This is a genomic window from Arthrobacter sp. ISL-65 (assembly GCF_018613795.1).
Lineage (GTDB): Bacteria > Actinomycetota > Actinomycetes > Actinomycetales > Micrococcaceae > Arthrobacter.
The window spans coordinates 117136-136289 of sequence record NZ_JAGGPN010000040.1; the positions used below are offsets into that span (position 1 = coordinate 117136).

Annotated in this window: 20 protein-coding genes; 8 read left to right on the forward strand and 12 right to left on the reverse strand. The window is 64.5% G+C overall.

Going from position 1 to position 19154, the window contains the following annotated elements; all coding sequences use genetic code 11:
- Nucleotides 1-30: 30 nt before the first annotated feature.
- The 4 genes from J7I85_RS18070 to J7I85_RS18085 all read right to left on the reverse strand — a co-directional run bounded on the left by J7I85_RS18070 (nucleotide 31) and on the right by J7I85_RS18085 (nucleotide 3829).
- Nucleotides 31-720, reverse strand: a complete 690-nt coding sequence (locus tag J7I85_RS18070; RefSeq protein WP_214854391.1) for a peptide deformylase — start codon at nucleotides 718-720, stop codon at nucleotides 31-33.
- Nucleotides 721-795: 75 nt separating this feature from the next.
- Nucleotides 796-1929, reverse strand: coding sequence for an NAD(P)/FAD-dependent oxidoreductase (locus J7I85_RS18075; RefSeq protein ID WP_214854394.1), 1134 nt, complete (start codon nucleotides 1927-1929; stop codon nucleotides 796-798).
- Nucleotides 1926-2579, reverse strand: a complete 654-nt coding sequence (locus J7I85_RS18080; RefSeq protein ID WP_214854464.1) for a class I SAM-dependent methyltransferase — start codon at nucleotides 2577-2579, stop codon at nucleotides 1926-1928. Before J7I85_RS18080 ends, J7I85_RS18075 begins: the two co-directional genes overlap by 4 nt.
- Before the next feature lie 68 nt (nucleotides 2580-2647).
- Nucleotides 2648-3829, reverse strand: a complete 1182-nt coding sequence (locus J7I85_RS18085) for a type III polyketide synthase (protein WP_214854397.1) — start codon at nucleotides 3827-3829, stop codon at nucleotides 2648-2650.
- A gap of 107 nt (nucleotides 3830-3936) precedes the next feature.
- Here J7I85_RS18085 and J7I85_RS18090 point away from each other — a divergent pair, with 107 nt between their 5' ends.
- From J7I85_RS18090 to J7I85_RS18110, 5 genes are all read left to right on the forward strand, one after another.
- Entirely contained in the window at nucleotides 3937-4380 is a 444-nt protein-coding gene (locus J7I85_RS18090; RefSeq protein WP_214854400.1) for a helix-turn-helix transcriptional regulator, read from the forward strand.
- A gap of 10 nt (nucleotides 4381-4390) precedes the next feature.
- Entirely contained in the window at nucleotides 4391-4801 is a 411-nt protein-coding gene (locus J7I85_RS18095) for a VOC family protein (RefSeq protein WP_214854403.1), read from the forward strand.
- A gap of 35 nt (nucleotides 4802-4836) precedes the next feature.
- A complete protein-coding gene (locus J7I85_RS18100) occupies nucleotides 4837-7227 on the forward strand; it encodes an excinuclease ABC subunit UvrA (protein WP_214854406.1) in 2391 nt (796 codons plus the stop codon).
- A gap of 189 nt (nucleotides 7228-7416) precedes the next feature.
- The gene (locus tag J7I85_RS18105) at nucleotides 7417-7611 is read left to right on the forward strand and encodes a hypothetical protein (protein WP_214854410.1); all 195 of its coding nucleotides are present in this window, start codon (nucleotides 7417-7419) and stop codon (nucleotides 7609-7611) included.
- Nucleotides 7612-8054: 443 nt separating this feature from the next.
- Nucleotides 8055-8333, forward strand: coding sequence for a hypothetical protein (locus J7I85_RS18110; RefSeq protein WP_214854413.1), 279 nt, complete (start codon nucleotides 8055-8057; stop codon nucleotides 8331-8333).
- Between the two features lie 36 nt (nucleotides 8334-8369).
- On the opposite strand, the gene J7I85_RS18115 is transcribed toward J7I85_RS18110, so the two are convergent.
- The 7 genes from J7I85_RS18115 to J7I85_RS18145 form a co-directional block, all read right to left on the reverse strand.
- Nucleotides 8370-9509, reverse strand: coding sequence for a Fis family transcriptional regulator (locus tag J7I85_RS18115; RefSeq protein WP_251024518.1), 1140 nt, complete (start codon nucleotides 9507-9509; stop codon nucleotides 8370-8372).
- Nucleotides 9510-9846: 337 nt separating this feature from the next.
- Nucleotides 9847-10200 carry a helix-turn-helix transcriptional regulator gene (locus J7I85_RS18120; RefSeq protein WP_214854419.1) on the reverse strand — a complete coding sequence of 118 codons (354 nt, stop codon included), beginning with the start codon at nucleotides 10198-10200 and terminating at the stop codon, nucleotides 9847-9849.
- The gene (locus tag J7I85_RS18125) at nucleotides 10193-11314 is read right to left on the reverse strand and encodes a tyrosine-type recombinase/integrase (RefSeq protein WP_308159539.1); all 1122 of its coding nucleotides are present in this window, start codon (nucleotides 11312-11314) and stop codon (nucleotides 10193-10195) included. Before J7I85_RS18125 ends, J7I85_RS18120 begins: the two co-directional genes overlap by 8 nt.
- Nucleotides 11315-11570: 256 nt before the next feature.
- Entirely contained in the window at nucleotides 11571-12125 is a 555-nt protein-coding gene (locus tag J7I85_RS18130; protein WP_214854422.1) for a hypothetical protein, read from the reverse strand.
- A 431-nt stretch (nucleotides 12126-12556) separates the two neighbouring features.
- A complete protein-coding gene (locus J7I85_RS18135; RefSeq protein ID WP_214854470.1) occupies nucleotides 12557-12730 on the reverse strand; it encodes a hypothetical protein in 174 nt (57 codons plus the stop codon).
- Nucleotides 12711-13550, reverse strand: a complete 840-nt coding sequence (locus J7I85_RS18140) for an alpha/beta fold hydrolase (protein ID WP_251024519.1) — start codon at nucleotides 13548-13550, stop codon at nucleotides 12711-12713. Before J7I85_RS18140 ends, J7I85_RS18135 begins: the two co-directional genes overlap by 20 nt.
- A gap of 49 nt (nucleotides 13551-13599) precedes the next feature.
- The gene (locus J7I85_RS18145; RefSeq protein WP_214854428.1) at nucleotides 13600-14232 is read right to left on the reverse strand and encodes a dihydrofolate reductase family protein; all 633 of its coding nucleotides are present in this window, start codon (nucleotides 14230-14232) and stop codon (nucleotides 13600-13602) included.
- A 138-nt stretch (nucleotides 14233-14370) separates the two neighbouring features.
- Between J7I85_RS18145 and J7I85_RS18150 the strand changes: the two genes are divergently transcribed.
- A complete protein-coding gene (locus tag J7I85_RS18150) occupies nucleotides 14371-15216 on the forward strand; it encodes an MBL fold metallo-hydrolase (RefSeq protein ID WP_214854431.1) in 846 nt (281 codons plus the stop codon).
- Nucleotides 15217-15561: 345 nt separating this feature from the next.
- Here J7I85_RS18150 and J7I85_RS18155 read toward each other — a convergent pair whose 3' ends face one another.
- Nucleotides 15562-16227: a cyclodeaminase/cyclohydrolase family protein gene (locus J7I85_RS18155; RefSeq protein WP_214854434.1), complete on the reverse strand. Its 666-nt coding sequence runs from the start codon at nucleotides 16225-16227 to the stop codon at nucleotides 15562-15564.
- Between the two features lie 190 nt (nucleotides 16228-16417).
- Between J7I85_RS18155 and J7I85_RS18160 the strand changes: the two genes are divergently transcribed.
- Complete coding sequence (locus J7I85_RS18160) at nucleotides 16418-18016, forward strand: CdaR family transcriptional regulator (protein WP_214854437.1); 1599 nt, start codon at nucleotides 16418-16420, stop codon at nucleotides 18014-18016.
- A complete protein-coding gene (locus J7I85_RS18165; RefSeq protein WP_214854440.1) occupies nucleotides 18013-18945 on the forward strand; it encodes a glutaminase in 933 nt (310 codons plus the stop codon). The genes J7I85_RS18160 and J7I85_RS18165 overlap by 4 nt, the downstream gene beginning before the upstream one ends.
- Nucleotides 18946-19154: the final 209 nt, after the last annotated feature.

Here is a 19154-nt window from a genome sequence, read left to right on the forward strand (position 1 = left end):
CCCAGCCGCCGCCGTCCAAGCCGCCCCTACCTAATCCGTGAGGGCTTCCCGGCGGGCCTGCGCGCTTGCCGGGAAGCCAAGCTCCCGGCTTGCCGTAGCGATGCCCGGTTCCGCCCAGCGCGTGGCGTACTCGCTGTTCGTGCTGAGCGAGCGGAGCTCGGCCCGGTCGATGTAGAGCCTGCCGTTGAGGTGGTCGGTTTCGTGCTGCACGATCCGCGCCTGCCAGCCGCTGAAGTCTTTGGTGACCTGCCCGCCGTCGGGCGTTACATACTCCAGCCGCACGCTTTCGGGACGTTCCACCACAGCCTGCAGTCCGGACAGCGACAGGCAACCTTCGAAGAAGGCGGCGGTCCCGTTTCCCAGGCGGGAGTAGGACGGATTCAGCATGGCGAAGAACTCCAGCGGCGCCCTGCCGCGGGCCGCAGCCGTGACCTCGTCGATCTCAAACTGGTCCTCAAGGACGGCCAGCTGCAGCGGAACACCCAGCTGCGGAGCCGCCAGCCCGACGCCCGGCGCGGCGTGCATGGCCTTCCTCATCAGGACGATCAGCTGGCTGAGCTCGTCCGGCTCCAACTGGCCCTCGAAGGGAGCCGCATGTTGCCGCAGGACCGGGTGCCCGGCCTGCACGATGGGCGGCAAGTCCTCTGCGGCCAAAAGTTCCTGCACTGTTTCCCTGATGCGGGCGGGGCTATAGGTCGTGGGCGGAGCTGCGTGGGTCATGGGGACAGCCTAGTGCTGTCTTGTGCAGTGCTGTGCAGTCTTGGGCTGTGCCGTCTTGTGCCGCGCCGTGGCGCGCTACTGCATGGTGAAGCGCCGGGCCACGAGGGCATTGAAGGCCGGTACAGCGGCGGCACGGGCAATCACCGCATTCCGTGGCCGCAGCAGACCGACCGGAAGGGGCCGGCCAAGTGCCATGTTCACCTCGGCCTGGCGTTTGGCCGCGGCTGCCGCCCGGCGTCGTGAGGTATCGAAGCGCCGGAGGGCTTCAGCGGAAGGCTCCGCACGCAGGACGGCGAGGATCGCCGGCAGCAGCGCTTCTGCGTCCAGCCAGCCAAGGTTCATCCCCTGCCCGCCGATGGGGCTGACCTCGTGCGCCGCATCACCGATCAGTGCCGTCCGGCCAGAAACCATGCGCGCGGCCAGCCGCGCACGGACACTGAAGCTGCTGAGCATGGTGTTCGCATCGGGGTCCAGCTCCACGCGGGTTCTGCGGGCAACAAGCGCCGCCAACTGCTCCGCGTCTGGGCTGGCCGGCGGGCTGCCCAGCCGGACTACCCAGCGGCGGACGCCGCCGGGGAGCGGGAAGGACTCCACGATGCCGTGGCTTTCCAGGAACAGCGCGGCATCGCAGCCATAGGGGCTGGAGTCGGGATAGTCACCCATCAGGTAGTGGTCCGGATACAGTTTCTCCGGCGCCGCGACCGCTAGAAGGGACCGCATCGTCGAGTAGGCGCCGTCGGCGCCCACGGCGAACGCGGCGGAGTGGCTGGAGACGGCCCCAACAGTGGTGACGCTGAGCGTGACCCGGGCGCCGTCGTCGTGCATTCCCGTAACGCGGGCGTCCCGGAGCAGGGCGCCGCCGTCCAACTCCCGGAGCCGCCGCTCCAGGACCTCCTCCGTCACGGGCTGGGGCACGGCGAGGACGAACGGGTACCGGTGGGAGACCGGAGCGAACGGCATGTGCGCGATCCTCCGGCCGTTGCTGACGGCGAAGCCTTGGCGGATCGGAACGCCCCGGCCGATCAGCTCCTGGGCAACGCCGATGCGCTCCAGGGCGGCGAGCGCCGGCGGATGGATCCCGATGGCCCTGGTGTGGGCATTCCGTCCGGTCCGCCTTTCCAGGACCCGCACCGCGACGCCGTGCTGCAGCAGCAGCGAACCCATGAAGAGACCAACCGGCCCGCCGCCCACGATCAGCACATCGGTCATGCCGGGCGTCGCCGGTGGGTGAGCAGGCAGTGGAAGGGGGAGTGCGGTTCCACCGTCCAGCCGGCGGGGACCACGGCGGCCAGCTCCCGTACGGTGTAGCTGCGCCTGATCGAAGTCAGTCCGTCTCCGCGTATGTAGGAGCCGGTGAGCGGCAGGGCGCCGGCACTGAACAGCGCATAGGCAGCTGCACTCCGGCTGAGATCGTTGTGCAGGACCAGGCAGCGGGCCAGCCCGGCGGAGTCGTCCAGGAATGACTGCAGTTGCGGCGGGGTCAGGTGGTGCAGCACGTGGTTGGAGATGACGACGTCGTAGGACCTGCCCTCGGCGAGCAGATCGCCGCTACTCGCCTGGCGGAATTCGACACCATGGACGGGCTTGCGGCCGGCGGCGAAGCGGAAGGCCCTTGCATCCGGGTCAATCCCGGTCACCTGGAGCTGGATGCCGTCCCTGGCCGCCCAGCGGGCGAGCATCACGGCGAGGTCGCCGCCGCCGCAGCCGACGTCCAGCAGCGTTGCCGTGCCCACGCCTGCCAGCTGCGCGCGGACTCTGGTGCGGTACAGCCGGCGCCAGCCGGAGACCACGCGGTTCACCAGTGCGAATTGCTCGTAGGTGCGTTGAAGCCGTTCCGGATCGCAGTCCGGCCGGTCCATCTCCTCGACGGTGTCCGTGTCCCGTAGGCCGAGGATGCCTGGGCCGCTTCCTGGGATCTTCACGACCGTCAGGCCAGGGACGGCTCGGCCTCGCCGGCCACGGCGTCAAGCTCACTGGCTGGTTGCTTCACCTTGGTGAACAGCCCGGTTTCCACAGTCAGTCCGGGGCCGAAGGCCATGGAACAGATGCGTTCGGCCCCCTCCCGCGACGGAAGATCCAGGATGTGCTTGAGGACGAAGAGCACCGTGGCGCTGCTCATGTTGCCGTAGTTCCGCAGGGTTTCGCGGGCCGGACGCAGCTGCTCGTCGGTGAGGTCCAGCCGGGACTGCACCTTGTCCAGGATGCTGCGGCCGCCCGGGTGGATGGCCCAGTGGGTGATGTCGCGGTAGGCGAGTTCCCGCAGGGAGGCGTCGCGTGCCAGCAGCGGCTCGAGCGCGCCCACAATGTGCTCGTCGATGATGTGCGGCACATAGTTGCCGAGCACCATCTCAAAGCCTTCATCGCCGATGTTCCAGGCCATTGAGTCCTCACCTACGGGAGTCAGGACCGTCTCGAAGTGGTCCAGTTGGAGCAGCGGCGGGGACTCCAGGTCCACGCGTGCCGTCACGACGGCGGCCGCCGCACCGTCCGCAAACAGTGCAGATCCCATGATCGTGTCGGGATCGTTGGAGGTCCGGACGTGCAGGGAGCACAGTTCGGCGCACACGACGAGCACAACCGCCGTGGGATCCGCCTCGCAGAATGACTTGGCCGCACGGAGCGCCGGAAACGCTGCGTAGCAGCCCATGAAGCCCAGGTGGTAGCGCTGCACCGCAGGGTTGAGCCCGAGGGCGCGGACAATCTTGTAGTCGGGGCCGGGATTGAAAAATCCGGTGCAGGAGACCGTGATGAGGTGGGTGATGTCCAGCGGATCAATACCGTCGCATTTGGATACGGCCGCGTCCGCCGCATCGATGAAAAGCTTCGTTGCTTCCTCGGCGAAGAGGTTGTTGCGTGCCTTGGTGCTGGGGCTCCGCAGCAGGCCGGTCTCGGGATCGAAAAACTGCGGATTTTCGGCGGTGGAAGCCAAGGTCAGTTCGCGGACTGCCGTGTACCGGGTGTCGATGGCGGCGGAATCAAAGCACGTGGACACGAGCCGTGAGCCAAGGCGTGTCAGGCCGGGCTGGGCTGCGAACACGTCACGGGCCTCGTGCTGGATGAGCAGAGTCGGCGGAACTGCAGTTTCGAGGGCTCTCACATAGACCGTCATTCGTTCATTCTTAACGAGAGCGCAGGATAAGACAATGGATTGGACTGGGCTCCGACTGGACAACTCCGGACTGGACAACTCCCGCCGGACGTAGCACCATCTCGACTGTGACCAGCAAACCCGCCGCAGCTCAGCGCTTGGACGATCTGGCGCTGCTGCGCCGCGTCCGTGACCGCATCGACAGGGAGTACGCCCAGCCGCTGGACGTCGAGGCGCTGGCCCGTGGCGTGAACATGTCGGCCGGACATCTCAGCCGGCAGTTCCGGGAGGCCTACGGCGAGCCCCCGTACAGCTACCTGATGACGCGGCGCATTGAGCGGGCGATGGCGCTGCTGAGGCGCGGCGACCTCAGCGTCACCGAGGTGTGCTTCGCCGTCGGCTGTTCCTCGCTGGGGACGTTCAGCAGCCGCTTCACCGAACTGGTCGGCATGCCGCCCAGTTCGTACCGGACACAGGCCGCGGAGGAGACGGCTGGCATGCCGTCATGCGTGGTGAAACAGGTGAGCAGACCGGTCAGGAATCGAGAAGCGGTCCCGTCGGGCCGCGCCTAGACTGGGCGGCATGAACCTCACCATTCACTGGACATTCCTTCCGCATAGCGACGCCGACGCCTCACTGGCGTTCTATCGCGACACCCTCGGGTTCGAGCTCCGCAACGATGTGGGATACGGCGGAATGCGCTGGCTCACCATCGGTCCTCCGGACCAGCCCGGCACGTCCATTGTCCTGGAACCGCCGGCCGCCGACCCGGGGATCACCGAGGACGAGCGGCGCACCATCACCGAAATGATGGCCAAGGGCACCTACGCCCGCCTCGTGCTCGGCACGCCGGACCTGGACGGCACGTTCGAGAAGGTGCAGGCCAGCGGCGCCGAGGTGGTCCAGGAGCCCACCCAACAGCCGTATGGTGTCCGCGACTGCGCCTTCCGCGATCCGGCCGGGAACCTGATCCGCATCAACGAGGTTAGCTAAACCCCGCTACTATCCGTTCAACAGATGGAGAGACGATGACGATAACGACGAGGACGGACGCGCAGTCATCCGGACTGCACACCGCCGATGGCCATGACCTGATCCGTGTGCAGGGCGCGCGCGTGAACAACCTCAAGGATGTCAGCGTCGAGATCCCGAAGCGCCGTCTGACCGTGTTCACCGGTGTCTCCGGTTCGGGCAAGAGCTCCCTGGTGTTCGGCACGATCGCCGCGGAGTCGCAGCGGATGATCAATGAGACCTACAGCGCGTTCGTGCAGGGCTTCATGCCCACACTGTCCCGGCCCGAGGTCGATGTGCTGGAGGGCCTGACGACGGCCATCATCGTGGACCAGGAGCGGATGGGGGCCAACCCCCGGTCCACCGTGGGCACCGCGACCGACGCCAACGCGATGCTGCGGATCCTTTTCAGCAGGCTGGGTAATCCGCACATCGGCTCACCCAACGCCTACTCCTTCAACATCCCGACGGTGAGGGCCAGTGGCGCAATCACCGTGGAGCGAGGCAACAAGACCAAGGCGGAGAAGGCGACGTTCAACCGGCTCGGTGGCATGTGCCCGCGTTGCGAGGGCATGGGCAACGTCAGCGATTTCGACCTCACGGCACTGTACGACGACAGCAAGTCGCTCAGCGGGGGCGCCCTGACCATCCCGGGCTACAGCATGGATGGCTGGTACGGCCGCATCTTCAGCGGAGCCGGCTTCAACATGGACAAGCCGATCAACAAGTTCACCAAGAAGGAGCTCCACGACCTGCTCTACAAGGAGCCGACGAAGATCAAGGTCGAGGGCATCAACCTGACCTACGAGGGCATCATCCCCAAGATCCAGAAGTCGATGCTGTCCAAGGACGTGGACTCGCTGCAGCCGCACATCCGCGCGTTCGTGGACCGGGCCATCACCTTCGCTACGTGTCCGGATTGCGGCGGCACCCGGCTCAGCCAGGAAGCCCTGTCGTCGAAGATCAAGGGCAAGAACATCGCCGACGTCTGCACGATGCAGATCACCGACCTGGCCGACTGGGTCCGGGGTTTGGACGAGCCGTCCGTGGCCCCGCTGCTCGCCGGGCTGCAGCACCTTCTGGACTCGTTCGCGGAAATCGGGCTGGGCTACCTCTCGCTGGACCGGCCGTCGGGGACGCTGTCCGGGGGTGAGTCGCAGCGCACCAAGATGATCCGCCACCTCGGTTCGTCCCTCACGGACGTCACCTACGTCTTCGACGAACCCACGATCGGCCTGCACCCGCACGACATCGAGCGGATGAACGCGCTGCTGCTCCAGCTGCGCGACAAGGGCAATACGGTGCTCGTCGTGGAGCACAAGCCGGAGAGCATCGCCATCGCCGACCACATCGTCGACCTCGGCCCGGGTGCCGGCACCGGGGGAGGCACAGTCTGCTTCGAAGGCACGGTCGACGGGCTGCGGGGGAGTGACACCATCACCGGCCGCCACCTCGATGACCGGGCGCAGCTCAAGGAGTCGGTGCGTTCCGCTTCCGGCGCGCTGGAGATCCGCGGCGCGTCGACAAACAACCTCAAGAATGTCGACGTCGACATCCCGCTCGGCGTGCTCTGCGTCCTTACCGGCGTTGCCGGTTCCGGCAAGAGCTCGCTGATTCACGGCTCCGTCGCCAAGCGCGAGGGGGTGGTGGTGATCGACCAGACAGGCATCCGGGGTTCACGGCGCAGCAACCCCGCCACCTACACGGGGCTGCTCGAGCCGATCCGCAAGGCGTTTGCCAAGACCAACGGCGTGAAGCCCGCGCTGTTCAGCTCCAACTCCGAGGGTGCCTGCCCCACATGCAACGGCGCCGGCGTCATCTACACGGACCTGGGTGTCATGGCCACGGTCGAGACCACCTGCGAGGAGTGCGACGGCAAACGGTTCCAGGCCGCGGTGCTGGAATTCACGCTGGGCGGCAAGAACATCGCCGAGGTGCTGGCGATGTCGGTGGCCGAGGCCGAGGAGTTCTTTGAGGACGGCGATGCGCGCACGCCGTCGGCCCACAAGATCCTCGACCGGCTGGCCGACGTCGGACTGGGTTACCTCACCCTCGGACAGCCGCTCACAACGCTGTCCGGCGGTGAGCGGCAGCGGCTCAAGCTCGCCGCCCAGATGGCCGACAAGGGCGACGTCTACATCCTCGACGAACCGACCACGGGCCTGCATCTCGCCGACGTCGAGAACCTGCTGGGCCTCCTCGACCGGCTCGTCGACTCGGGCAAGTCGGTGATCGTCATCGAGCACCACCAGGCGGTCATGGCTCACGCCGACTGGATCATCGACCTCGGACCCGGCGCCGGGCACGACGGCGGCAATATCGTCTTCGTAGGATCGCCGGCAGACCTCGTTGCCGGCCGTGCAACGCTGACCGGCGAGCACCTCGCGGCGTACGTCGGTGCCAGCTGACAGACCAGCGCGAACGGACACTTGCGGCCCTTGAACCGGATTGATCTTGGGCCGCAAGTTTCCACCTTCCTGGGCTTGCGGGGCTTGGCTTAGTAGGCCGTCTTATTGAAGGCTCAACCAATTGGGTGGTATACCTAGGACTATCGGCGTAGGGATTCAGCCTTGCCGCCGAGACATTGGGGGATCCACATGAGTTTGCAACAGAGGGACGAGCCTCGTTATCAGCACCTGAAGAAAATTGCCGACCTACTGGATTGGGCAGGCGATCTTGCGGGTGCGGAGTTCACGGACGAGTCCCGTGAGGCCTACGTCCTGGCGCGGAAATTCCACGAGCGCGCTGACGCGCTTGGTACAGCGGCTTCCAACATCCACACGCCGAATTAGGCCGGGGGCGGGTCGCTAGTGCGACGTTATGTCAAGTAAACCGGCGGAAGTGACGGGGCTTGTCCACAGGGTTTACGTAGGACGATGTGAGCGTCCAATGACTATCCATCAGGACTTCGGTGACGCAGACACATGGTTCGAATCCTGTGGGCGTGAAGTCGACGCCGGCTGAGTGCTTCATTGGGCGCCAAACTGCGGCCGAAACGCCCACATCTGCCGGACATGCTGCGACCTGCGACCCGGAAAGCATCCGGCGTGGCCATCCGCACAAGCTTTTGCACCCACTTCCGGGCAGGCACTCAAACTGGCATGCACGGTTATTCATGAGCCGGGAGTTGCCACGTCCGTCCTTTGCGCGACGCCGGATCGGGACTCATGCTGCTCACCGGGACGGGGACCGGTGGACACATGACAGAGAGCTCCTCCGGTTGTAGGCTCCGGATATGTCTGAGGGTCGGAAGCGCCTTGAGCCGCGGATGACGCGGGGCGGATTTCGCTTGCAGCTGGTCATGGTGGCCTTGCTGGCCGTTAATGCACTCGTGCAAATTGCATTTCGGTGGAATGAAGCTTGGGATGCCTTCCGCTACCTCATGCTGGCAATGCTGATTGTCTGCGCGGTCTTCACGGCCTATCTACTCTACGTGCGCCACTACGACGGTCATTTCTGGGAAGAGGAAGAGGCCCGTCGCCAAGACTGGGATCGTCGGGGCAGACAGCTTTAGATTTACCGTCACGGACGCAAGCGATATCGAGCCGTTCTAGTTCCTCGGACTTCCATTCTGGACTGCCTCGTTTACTGCTGCGATGTACCGGGTATAGGCGGCTGCTGAGTGGGTGGCGTGGCGTTCGATGGTTGTGGGGGAGTAGCCGAGGGTTTCGGCGATGATGGCCACGGGTGCAAGTTTGGTGAGCTCGTGGAGAGTTCCGAGTCGCGCGGCTCGGGTGCTGAATAGCTTGCTGAGGCGTGTTGTGAGGTGTCCTGGGTGGATGTGCCGGCCGGGTGAGGTTCCGCGGAATACCCAGTTGGTGTTGGGGTGCGAGGCGGTTAGGTTGTGGCCGGGGTTTGCGGCGAGTTCCCGCCAGGGCGCATCTAAGGGGTCAGGCAGTGTGATCTGAATCGTTCCCAGCGGGATGGTGATCAGCTCTTCGGTGACGGTTACGTCTCCCCACGTTAGACGGGCAATGCGTTCTGCTTGTTGCCCGAAGACGAGGATGAGGATCGCGGCGGCCTGATCGCGTGCTTCGATTTGGCCGCGGGAGTGGAGCACGCGGCCGAGTGCTTCATCCTGTCCTGTCTTGTCGAGTTTGGCGCTCGTTCCCCGACGATGCGGGATGATAGTCAGTCCTGCAGGGGCGGTGTTGGTCTTGATGGCCCATTTCAGGAAGTGTTCAGCGATCCGCCTGGTGGTGGGTCCTTCTGCTTGCCAGAGGTCGAGGTGAGCTTGGGTCAGCCCGGCGAGGCTGGTGCCGTGGCCGGTGAGCCAGTTGAGCAGGTCAATGGCGACCGTCACTTGCTGCTTGGCGCGCAGGAAGGTGCCGCGGCTGACTTCGTCCATCTGGTTCATCCGTCGTAAGTGGTGCCAGCGGATGTAGCGGCGGATGATCTCTCGGTTCTCAGGTTTGCTGGTCCGGTCGAGGGCCTGTGCTGACCAGTCCTCATAACGCGTGAGGAGTTCGTCGCGGCGGGGGAGCACGCCGTGTTCGATGAGGAGACCGCGGATGTATTCGCGGGTCCGTGAGTCGGGCAATTCGACGAAGCTTTCATGCGTGATTTCTGGTGCGACAGCGAGGTTCCGGAGGAAGGCTGTGACGTGCTTTTGCCGGATCCAGGTCATCCCGCTGTTGGCGCGTTTCATCGACTTCAGTGCCATGGCGAGCGGAAGGAGTTCCGGTGCCATGGTTCCGCGCGATGGGTCCGTGAGCAGGTCGTCAACAACCGCGGCCAGGACGCAGCTCCAGCAGCGGCCGCCGCTGTGGAGTTCGTCTTCCGCCCCGCAGGCGTCGCAGTCTATGTTGAGCCGAACTCCCGAGCACTGGCGGCAGGCGGGCTGCTCGTCGATGAGGCCTGGCAGGACTCCCTCGTGTCCGCAGGCGCAGGTGCCTTTGGTGCGTTTTGCCTGTTGATAGCAGTAGCCGCAGATTCCGCCGTCGGGCCATCTCGCAACGGTTTGGTGGTGCTGGCGGCAGCGGGCGCAGGGGACTGGCCAGCGGATGGGATCCTCTGGCTTGCGTGGCCTACTCACCGTCCTCGGGACTGACGAGTCGGATGCGCTTAGCGATCGGGTTGCCGGGCTGGATTCCTAGGTCTTCGCTGCGCTGTGGTGCATTCGCTGTCGCCGCCGCGCGCATCTCTACGAATGGTTCGAAGAGGTCGTTCGGGGTGCAGTCCAGGATGTCGCAGAGCGCTGCGAAGGTCCTCGCGGGGATGCGTTCCGGCGCTGCAGTAACCAACCGGTAAACCTGGCTCTCAGAAAGGTTGATGCCCCGGGATCGCAGTAGCGGCATGAGTTCGGTGGTTTTCCAGAGGTTGCGCTTGGCCATCAAGGCCCTCAGGTTCCAGCGGTAGCCGATCCGGCGCTGTTCAGGCATCTGGGTCCTCCAAGGTGGTGATGCGGCGTGCGATCATCTGCTGCACGGTTTTCTGCTTGAAGTCCGACGATACCGATGTGTAGAGGCCGGTGGTCGAGGCGTACGAGTGGCCGACCTGGGTTTGCACGAATGCCGGGTCATAGCCGGCTTCGATCAGGTGGGTTACGTAGGAGTGCCTGAGGCAATGCAGTCCCAGTTCTTTGGGTAATCCGATGGCGTCCCGGGCAGCTGCGAAGGCGTCCCCGAAAGAACCGAGCGACATTCGGGCGCCACGCTCGCTCGGCCACAGTGCCGATGACCGGTCAGCCGTGGGAAACTTCGCCCGCATGCTGGATGTCCAGGTCCCCAGCTGATCGACGACCCAGTCGAACTCCGGGACGGTCAGGACAGTCCGTCGCCTGGGCCCGGAGCCTGCCGTGCCTTTGGCGAAACGGACCTGGAGGGCTCCGTAGCGGCCATAGTCGCTGACATGGGGATTGGGGCCGAAGTCTTCCAGATCCAGCATGGTCATCTCACGGCGGCGAAGCCCGTAGGCGTAACACACCTTGAAGGCAACCGAGTCACGAAACAGGGGCAGCCAGCGTTTGGTGCCAGCCTCGTATTCGCGGTCGATGAGATCGTCGATGTAATCGAAGAGCCGTTGCAGTTCTGTCTTGGTGAATGACCGCCGCTGGGCCGGTACTGCGTCGTCGGTCGTGTGCCTGGGCATGTTCCACTCGAAGCAGATCTGGCTCGGAATATCGCCGAAAGTGCGTTCGCAGAACTCGCCCCATCCATAGCCAGGATGCGTCAGGTAGGCACAGAACATAGCCACGGCATTGCTGTACGACCGCAAGGTTTTGAGGCTGATCGGCTTCTCACCGGAACGCAGCTCGGCCAGGAATTCCTCAATGTCCGCCGGCCCCCATTGCCACGGGAACTCACCCGTGAACTTCTGGAACCGTTCCAGCAGCTGGCAGCGCTGTTTGATGGTCTGGGTCGTGAGTCCGCGGGCCAGCATCTGCGCGCGCCAGCCATCCAGCATGGCCGTGAAAGCCCGTTCATCAGCCCTGAACAGACCGATGTCCGGATCCACCAGCATCCGTGGAACGAAACCCGGAACGGCACCACTCACTGCAACCCCTAAACCATGGAAACATGCATTAGATGCAGGAAACCTATAGCTTCGGGACTCACCGCCGCAAATCCGGACGGCACCACGTGGACTCGTCAGTACAAGAAAAACCATCTGACCTGCGAAAACGTTCAATACGCCCAGGGCCGGGAGTTCTCGCAACTACTTCTACTCCCGTTATTTTAACGCCGATAATCAGCATTATGTAAAGTAGTACGACCAGCGGACTCCCCATCTATCCTCTAACGGTCGATTCTCAGTCCTCGACAATGGACATCGGCGAGCCGCCCCCGTGCACCGAAGGCGCGATGCTGTCCAACTGCCAGCCGTCCGCGGAGGCCCGGAACGTCGCAGTCTGCGGCAACGAGTAGCCCTCCGGAACGCTGCTCGGCCCATTCGCCTTCGAGGCAAGGTATTCCTCGGTTAATTCCTTGAAATGGACGCTAGCCTGCGAAGCGGTCACCTCAATCGACTCCACCGTCACCGTCGTCGAAAAGGACGTATACCAGAAACCGGTTGATTTGAATCCGGCCTTCGACCGGGCTACCACCGGGAGATCCCGTTCGCGCTTGGCCCGGTAGCCCGCCGTCGTCTGCCCGTCGGCGAGGCGCGGCGCCGGCGGAGTGTCGAGGACCGTGCCGTTGCGATCCTCGACGGCAGCTTGGACGATGACCAACAGATCGGACGACGACGGACTGGGCACCACTGCAGCCGATCCCGCCGTCAGCGGCGCGGCTGAGGGCTGGCACCCGGCAAGGGCCAACCCGAGCAGCGCCGCGATGGCGGCCGAGGTGCGCGGGTACTTAATCATGATTCCCCTTGCCGTGGATGTCCTCACAGCCTCCCCTGCCAGCCCCGACCGGTCAACGGGGGCTCAGTGATGGCCTGCCCAAGGTCGCGTTTCGCGTCGCACTGGACTGCTAGTGCGTGTTCCTGATGTGGTGCGGAAAGCCATTGGTTGAAAGCCGCGGCTTGGCAGACAACCAGGCCACGCCGCTCCACTCCCCCGTAGCCGATGATGCCAAGGGTACAGTCGATCCTTCCCGAACGGTCAGAACAGTTCGGCTCTGAATATGCACCGCGCGGCGTGAGCGACTTACTTCGTGGAAGGCGATGACCCTGCGGGCGCTGCACCACATCCTAGGCTGGGGATTAGCGCCAGAACGAGCACGCACCGTGGCCAGTAAAGCAGTGATCGCTGCATCGGAGTCGGGTACCCTACGCGACTCCCCCGCTACCCAACTAACGGGTAACGCGCTTCTCCACCTGGTTCTTGACCTCGTAGCGCAGTAACGCCACGCCGTTTTCAAACGGGGTGGCCTCGAGCAGCTCCAGGTCTTGCGCGTCCCCTGAAACGAAGCTGAGCCCGCCGTCCTCCTCCTCCAACTCGGCACACTCACGAGGAGTGACGTTCATTCACGCGGTCGAGCCACTCGGTGATCAGCGCCTTCATGAGGTCGGGCTGCTCGTGCGGCAACGCATGACCGGCGCGGTCGAGCACGGCGAATGAAGCCCGTGGATAGTGCTCGAGCAGATCCCATTGGCCGGCGTACCCCACGGTGGAGTCCTGGCGTCCTGTGACGATAAGGACGGGGCCGGAGTACGGCGGGCCCTCCTCTGGACTGCTACTGAACAGCCAGTGTTCGCCGATCCGCTCGAGGGCGGCTTCGTCCACCAACCCAAGGGCGGGGACTACGTACTTCTTGTATCGCTCCAGCGTGGCCGGCGTCTGCACGACAAAGTAGTCGCGAAATACGCTCTCCTCGGCCGGGCCGAGCGTCTCCCCCGGATCGATCGACGCGTGCAAGACCTGGTGCACAGGCAGATTCCGAGCGTTCTCGCCCAACGGACAGATCAACGCGAGCCCTGTCACCTGCTCCGGACGCCTGCCAGCGATGGCCCGGGCGTAGTATCCGCCGGCGGAATGGCCTATAAGCCGGAACCGCCCAGCGCCGAGAACACCATCGATAAACGCGAGCAAGACGTCGAGGACGTCGTCGGCGCCATGGAGCGTGCCCGACGCCGGCGTGCGCCCCATGCCCGGCAGATCCGGGTAAAGGCGCCGGCAATCAGGTAGCTCGCTGAGTATCGGCTCCATGGCACCGACCATCTCCCGGTGATCCACACCCGCACCGTGTAGTAACAGGATCGGAGCCCCGCCACCGTGCTCCACATAATGTACTGGTATCTCGCGGGCTATGTACTCCACAGCGTCAGCGTAATCTTGGCCCGCCATCGGTGGTAGTCAGCGGCGGGGTAACGGACAACTGGAACAGCAGCCAGAACTAGAACACGTCTTCGGGGTCGACGGTGGACGTCGCATACTCCGGTCGCCCGCGGGGCCGGTAAGTCTGGATGCTGATGCCCCGCGACGTGGTCCGTGAACTGACCAGCTCGAGCGCGATGTCGGGACCGGAATCGGGGAACAGCCGTGTGCCCTGGCCGACGACGACGGGGTAGATGACCAGGTCGAGCTGGTCAACCAGATCGTTGGCGAGCAGCCACCTGACGAGGGCACCGCTGCCCGGCACCAGCAGTTCGCCGTCGTGATTCGCTTTCAGATCCCCGACGGCCGTGGTGACGTCGCCCTGAAGAACAGTTGTGCCCGCCCACTGTGGATCAGCGAGGCTGGCAGACACCACGTACTTGGGCCGGCTGTTCAGCGCGTCGGCAATCGGGTTCGTGCTCGGATCGGGCATCACTCCCCAGTAGCCAGCGAAGATTTCGTACTTCCGGCGGCCGAAAAGGAAGGCGTCCGCGCTGCCGTAGACCGTGTTGAGGTAGCCCCCTGCTTCGGCGTCGATAAGCGGGATGGCCCATCCGCCGCGGTCGAAGCCGCCGCTGCGGTCCTCGTCAGGTCCGCCCAGCCCCTGCATCACACCGTCTACCGAGACGTTGGTCGTGGTGGTCAACCTCATGTCGCGTCACCTCGTCGGACAACGGCCGCGGACCCCTGCTGGGTCTGTGCTACGAGATACAGACAAGCACACTTGCGGTAGCCACGCGAGGGCAAAAATGCCCTCCGGGTCCCGCCGGCCGGTGGCTAGGATGTGCATGTGAAGCAGCAAACCCATAAGTGGCACGTCTCCTCCAGTACGTCAGAGCCGTCCGCCGGTGTTTTTTTCATCGAGGGGCCCGCGTCAAACTGGATCGTGGTCCGCGACGAGAGCGGATTCATGATCATCGACAGCGGTTATCCCTCCGACCGCCCCCTGGTCCTGGAATCCATCCGCCGTCTGGACCTCCGGCCAGCTGACGCCACGGCCATGCTCATCACGCACGGCCACGTCGACCACACCGGTTCAGCGGCCTACTTCTCCGAAACCTACGGAACGCCCATCCTGTGCGCTCCGGAAGAGCTGGCCCACGTTCAGGGGAAAGAAAAGCACCAGGTCACGTTGGGCCAGGTCATCGTCCGCGCCTGGCGGCCCCGCGTCTTCCGCTGGATGGTTCACGTCATCAAGTCGGGAGCCCTCAAGGCGAAGCCGGCATCGGACGCCCAGGCATGGAGCGCCCATACGCTGAAGGACCTTCCGGGCAAGCCGGAAGCCGTTCTCCTGCCAGGGCACACGCCGGGCCATGTTGCGATCCTGCTTCCGGAAGCCGGCGCAATAGTGGTGGGTGATTCGTTCGTCAGCGGCCATGCGCTGAGCCGGACCGCCGGACCGCAGATGCTGCACCCCATGTTCCACACCAACCCCGCGCAGGCGCTCGCGGCCACCCGCCGTTTGGACGAAATCGACGACTCGGTGGTGCTACCGGGCCATGGCTCCGCCCTCCACATGCCTCTGGCCGATGCGCTGGCAACGTTACGCAGGCAGGCGCCGGCCGAGAGGCCCCGAAAGCGGTGGCGAAACTCAGGACATGCCGCTATGAAAAACGCCCCAGATCCCGTAAAATGAATATCGTTCATTTATTGCAGTCTGCCCGTGAGCGGGCCAGGCCGACGCCGTTACAAATCGAAGGAGCCACCGACAATGACGCCGGGGACAGTTGCAGGAAACACACATGATGCGCGCGACCTTATAGGGACGAAGGTCAGGGTGGAACAAGCAGGAACGGTCATCCGCGTCGGCTACGTGGAAACTGTGACGCCCTCCGGGGAACTGTTTTGGATACGTGCCTCCGGGTGTGAGCCCCGTGAACTGTTCGGCTCAGCGCTGGGTCACACTGTTGCCCCTGCGTCGGAACCTGACCAGATGGCCGGCTAAATCCCCGCTGCCTGTGGGCATAAAAGGGTGTGGCGCCTAGGAACCGGAACCACTAGGAGCGGAACGGTGGTTGACCTCGGCAGTCAGCCGGTCGATCCGCTCAACTGCGGCGTCAAGGTTCTCCACTGTCGACCACAGGGCCGGCTGCTCCTGCCGAATCTGTTCATGTGTTCGGCCTGCGGAGGTGAGCGCAGCGAGATCGAAGCTTACGTTGGTACGTGCCCCGGTCACCGCTGCCCTCAGGGCACCGCACGCGACGACGACGTCGGCAACAAGCGCCGGGTTCCCGTTGGACGCCAGCCACTCCAGATCTCCAATGGCATCGATGGCGCGCTCGCCGAGCACGGCAGAGGCCTTGGCGGCGTCCACGGATGCCCGGTGTATCGCATCCTCCCGTTCCGGCCCCGGATCCAGCCGGAAGGCGGCGCCGAAAGCCTTGGACGCTGAAGCATCCTCATCGGCCAGACGAAGGGCGGTTTCCCGCAGCGAACGCACTCGCGCGTGGACACCGGCCAGCTCCTCCCGCTCCTGCCCGTCAGCTTCCGTATAGCCCGAGACCATGGATGCCAAGGACGCAGCGATGGCAAGCATCACTCCCGCCCCGGCGCCGCCGCCTGGGGAACCAACGGACTCCGCCAAAGCCTGCGTCCAATCCTCAACCGTCGAACGCTGGGTCGTAACCGCCATCGAATCATCACTCATGGCACCAGTCTGCCCTAAGCCGCAGCATGATCAGGACTAGCCGTGTGAACCGGAAAACCGGGCGCATTGGGCTGGAACCCGAAAACCCGCAACCCCGTTTGGAATCCGTCACATATTTTCGAGGAAATCCTGCCGATACCATGAGGTGACCGGACAGAGCCGTCCGGGCGGATCGACGCAGAAGGAAACCATGGCCGCGGTTACGGTGGACGATATCCTTTCGGACTTCCCCCTGGGTTTCGCCACCCTCATCCTGCGGCCCGCCCCCGGGCGTTCGGCGGTCGAAAGGTTCCTGATCGTCGATGCCGACGATGAATCGTCCGACGCCGGCGCAGCCTTTGTCCTGCTGATCGGCGTGCGTGGCCGTTCGGCTATGCCGGCGCTGCGCCGGCTCCTGAAGAACCCGCCGCCGGTTGTTGCGGTCAAGGGAAACCGCGAAGAGCTGACTGACGCCGAGGAACTGCTGGGCGCCGCGGGCACGGGGCTGCTGCTGGTGGACCCGGCTGCCGATTGGGACCGACTCCTGTCGATCGCCAAGGACCGGATCCAGCCGCGCAGTTACCAGAGTGAAGTGCTGACGCTGCTGGAAGAAGACCTGTTTGCCATCGCCCAGACCACCGCACGCCTGACCTCGAGCCATGTGGTTATAGAGGATGCCGCCAACAAGGTCCTGGCCTACTCCACGGTCTCGAACGACATCGACGAACTGCGGAAGGCGTCCATCCTGGCCCGGCGCGGCCCGCGGAAATACGAACTGCTCCTCAAGGACCTCGGTGCCTACAGGGAACTGCACAGAACCCGTATGCCTGTGCGTGTGCCGGCCAGGCCGCAGGACGGCCTGAGGGAACGCGTGGCCATCACACTGTTTGCCGGCGACCGGATCATGGGCTATATCTGGCTTCAGGAAACCGGGGACGGCTTCACCGCCGATGTTGACTACGTGCTCACGGGATCCGCGGCCCGGGCCTCCGCCGAGCTCATCCGGTATCGCAATCAGCAGTCCGTGCACATGCGCGAGGACCGCATCGCCCGGATTCTGTCCGGTGCCGCCGAGGCCGCTGCAAGTGCCCGCAGCGGGAAAATCCCGGTGGAGCGTCCCGCCGCACTGATCCTGATAGGACTGTCCCGCGCGGACACCCAGGCCGACGATGCCGCATTGAAGCACGGCGAGCTCGCCAGCCTGGCGTCGATCCATGCAGCCGCTTACAAGGCGTCCGCCGTCGTCGGGCAATACAAGGGCGACACTGCCGTCATCGTTCCAGGTCTGCTCTCCACTACGGCGGAACCCGGGCTCCGGAGCCTGGCCGAATCCATCGTCCGAGACGCAACCAAGCACCTAGGCATCAGCCCCTTCGCCGCGGTCGGCCCGGTGGCACCGGATCTGTTGACTCTCCACTCGGTTACCCCCATCACCGAGGCCCTGCTGGACTGCATCGGCGCCTCGCCTGACACCTCCGTAGCCACAGTGACTGACTTCGAACCCGAAATCCTTTTCCGTGACGCTGTCCGGAGGTTCGTGTCCTCGTCCTTCCGCCACCGGGGCCTGTCCGCCCTTTTGCAGGACGACGTCGAGCTCGCGGAAACTCTGCGCGTATATTTCGACTCCTCGCTCGACGTCGCTGAGTGCGCCAAACGCATGGCACTGCACAAGAACACCGTCTACTACCGGATCAGCAAGGCCGCCCGGGTCACCGGCCTGGATTTCGGCAAGCCCCGCGATGCGCTGGTCGCACTGCTGCATGTCCAGGAGTGGGCCTGCACGCACAACGAACTTCAAGGCAGGAAATGACCACAACACTCGATGCTCCGCCTTTGGGCCCGATGCTCGATGACATCGTCCGCAGCCACAGGCCACAGAGGGAAGCCGGCTCTGTCCCGGCCAACATCCCATCCCTGGCGGGGGTTCCCTTTAACCGATTCGGAATAGCTGTGGCCACCGCAGCCGGTGAGGTCTTTGCCTCGGGTGACGCGGATGTCCCCTTTTCCATCCAAAGCATTTCCAAGGTGTTCACACTGGCCATGGCGCTCCGCCGGGACAGCGCAGGAACACTGTGGTCCCGGGTGCTTCGCGAACCTTCCGGCACTGCCTTCAATTCCCTGGTCCAGCTGGAAGTGGAACATGGCATCCCGCGGAACCCGTTCATAAACGCCGGCGCGTTGGTGGTCACCGACCACCTGATGGAAGAGACCCCCGACGCCGCCGCCGCGCTCCTGAGCTTTCTCACCGGACAGACCGGACAGGCAGGGCCCTTCATCGACGTGCCGGCTGCGGCCAGTGAACTCTCCAACAGCAGCCGCAACTTGGCCCTGGCCCACTTCCTCAAAAATTTCGGCAACCTCAGGCAGTCCGCCGAGGCGGTGGTGGAAAACTACGTCCGTCAGTGCTCCATCATGATGTCCTGTGTGGAACTGGCTAAGGCCGGCCTCTTCCTCGCCCATGACGGACGCGGAGCGTTTGGAACGGTGGTGTCCCGAAGCGAGGCGAAACGCATCGGGTCCATTATGTTGACCTGCGGCATGTACGATGCCGCCGGCGAATTCGCCTACCGCGTGGGATTGCCCGGAAAGAGCGGCGTGGGCGGAGGCATCCTGGTTATCGTTCCCGGTCACTGCGCCATCTGCGTCTGGAGTCCCCGGCTGGACGCCAAAGGCAATTCCCTTGCTGGCAGCGCTGCGCTCGCCGATCTCTCCGACCGCACAGGTTGGTCGGTCTTTTAGTGGACCGCCCAGCCGTCCCCGCTGGCCTCAGGCCGGCATCCATTCCTCCACCTCATTCCCCCTAACCGGTCAGATCTTTCCGGATCGAAAGGAACAACATGCCTCAGGACAACCCCAATGACGAGGTTGCTTTGCATCAGGCTGTCCCGCATCATTTGCATGCCACGCAAACCGCGCTCCATGCTGAAGACAAGGGCTACCACAAGAGC

Excerpts from the sequence above, each read along its gene's own strand:
- J7I85_RS18105 (WP_214854410.1), top strand. The coding sequence starts at position 7,417 with ATGAGTTTGCAACAGAGGGACGAGCCTCGTTATCAGCACCTGAAGAAA.
- J7I85_RS18070 (WP_214854391.1), bottom strand. The coding sequence starts at position 720 with ATGACCCACGCAGCTCCGCCCACGACCTATAGCCCCGCCCGCATCAGG.
- J7I85_RS18165 (WP_214854440.1), top strand. The coding sequence starts at position 18,013 with ATGACCACAACACTCGATGCTCCGCCTTTGGGCCCGATGCTCGATGAC.
- J7I85_RS18075 (WP_214854394.1), bottom strand. The coding sequence starts at position 1,929 with ATGACCGATGTGCTGATCGTGGGCGGCGGGCCGGTTGGTCTCTTCATG.
- J7I85_RS18120 (WP_214854419.1), bottom strand. The coding sequence starts at position 10,200 with ATGCCTGAACAGCGCCGGATCGGCTACCGCTGGAACCTGAGGGCCTTG.
- J7I85_RS18085 (WP_214854397.1), bottom strand. The coding sequence starts at position 3,829 with ATGACGGTCTATGTGAGAGCCCTCGAAACTGCAGTTCCGCCGACTCTG.
- J7I85_RS18145 (WP_214854428.1), bottom strand. The coding sequence starts at position 14,232 with ATGAGGTTGACCACCACGACCAACGTCTCGGTAGACGGTGTGATGCAG.
- J7I85_RS18080 (WP_214854464.1), bottom strand. The coding sequence starts at position 2,579 with ATGGACCGGCCGGACTGCGATCCGGAACGGCTTCAACGCACCTACGAG.
- J7I85_RS18155 (WP_214854434.1), bottom strand. The coding sequence starts at position 16,227 with ATGAGTGATGATTCGATGGCGGTTACGACCCAGCGTTCGACGGTTGAG.
- J7I85_RS18130 (WP_214854422.1), bottom strand. The coding sequence starts at position 12,125 with ATGATTAAGTACCCGCGCACCTCGGCCGCCATCGCGGCGCTGCTCGGG.
- J7I85_RS18140 (WP_251024519.1), bottom strand. The coding sequence starts at position 13,550 with ATGGCGGGCCAAGATTACGCTGACGCTGTGGAGTACATAGCCCGCGAG.
- J7I85_RS18160 (WP_214854437.1), top strand. The coding sequence starts at position 16,418 with ATGGCCGCGGTTACGGTGGACGATATCCTTTCGGACTTCCCCCTGGGT.
- J7I85_RS18135 (WP_214854470.1), bottom strand. The coding sequence starts at position 12,730 with ATGAACGTCACTCCTCGTGAGTGTGCCGAGTTGGAGGAGGAGGACGGC.
- J7I85_RS18095 (WP_214854403.1), top strand. The coding sequence starts at position 4,391 with ATGAACCTCACCATTCACTGGACATTCCTTCCGCATAGCGACGCCGAC.
- J7I85_RS18115 (WP_251024518.1), bottom strand. The coding sequence starts at position 9,509 with ATGGCACCGGAACTCCTTCCGCTCGCCATGGCACTGAAGTCGATGAAA.
- J7I85_RS18100 (WP_214854406.1), top strand. The coding sequence starts at position 4,837 with ATGACGATAACGACGAGGACGGACGCGCAGTCATCCGGACTGCACACC.
- J7I85_RS18110 (WP_214854413.1), top strand. The coding sequence starts at position 8,055 with ATGTCTGAGGGTCGGAAGCGCCTTGAGCCGCGGATGACGCGGGGCGGA.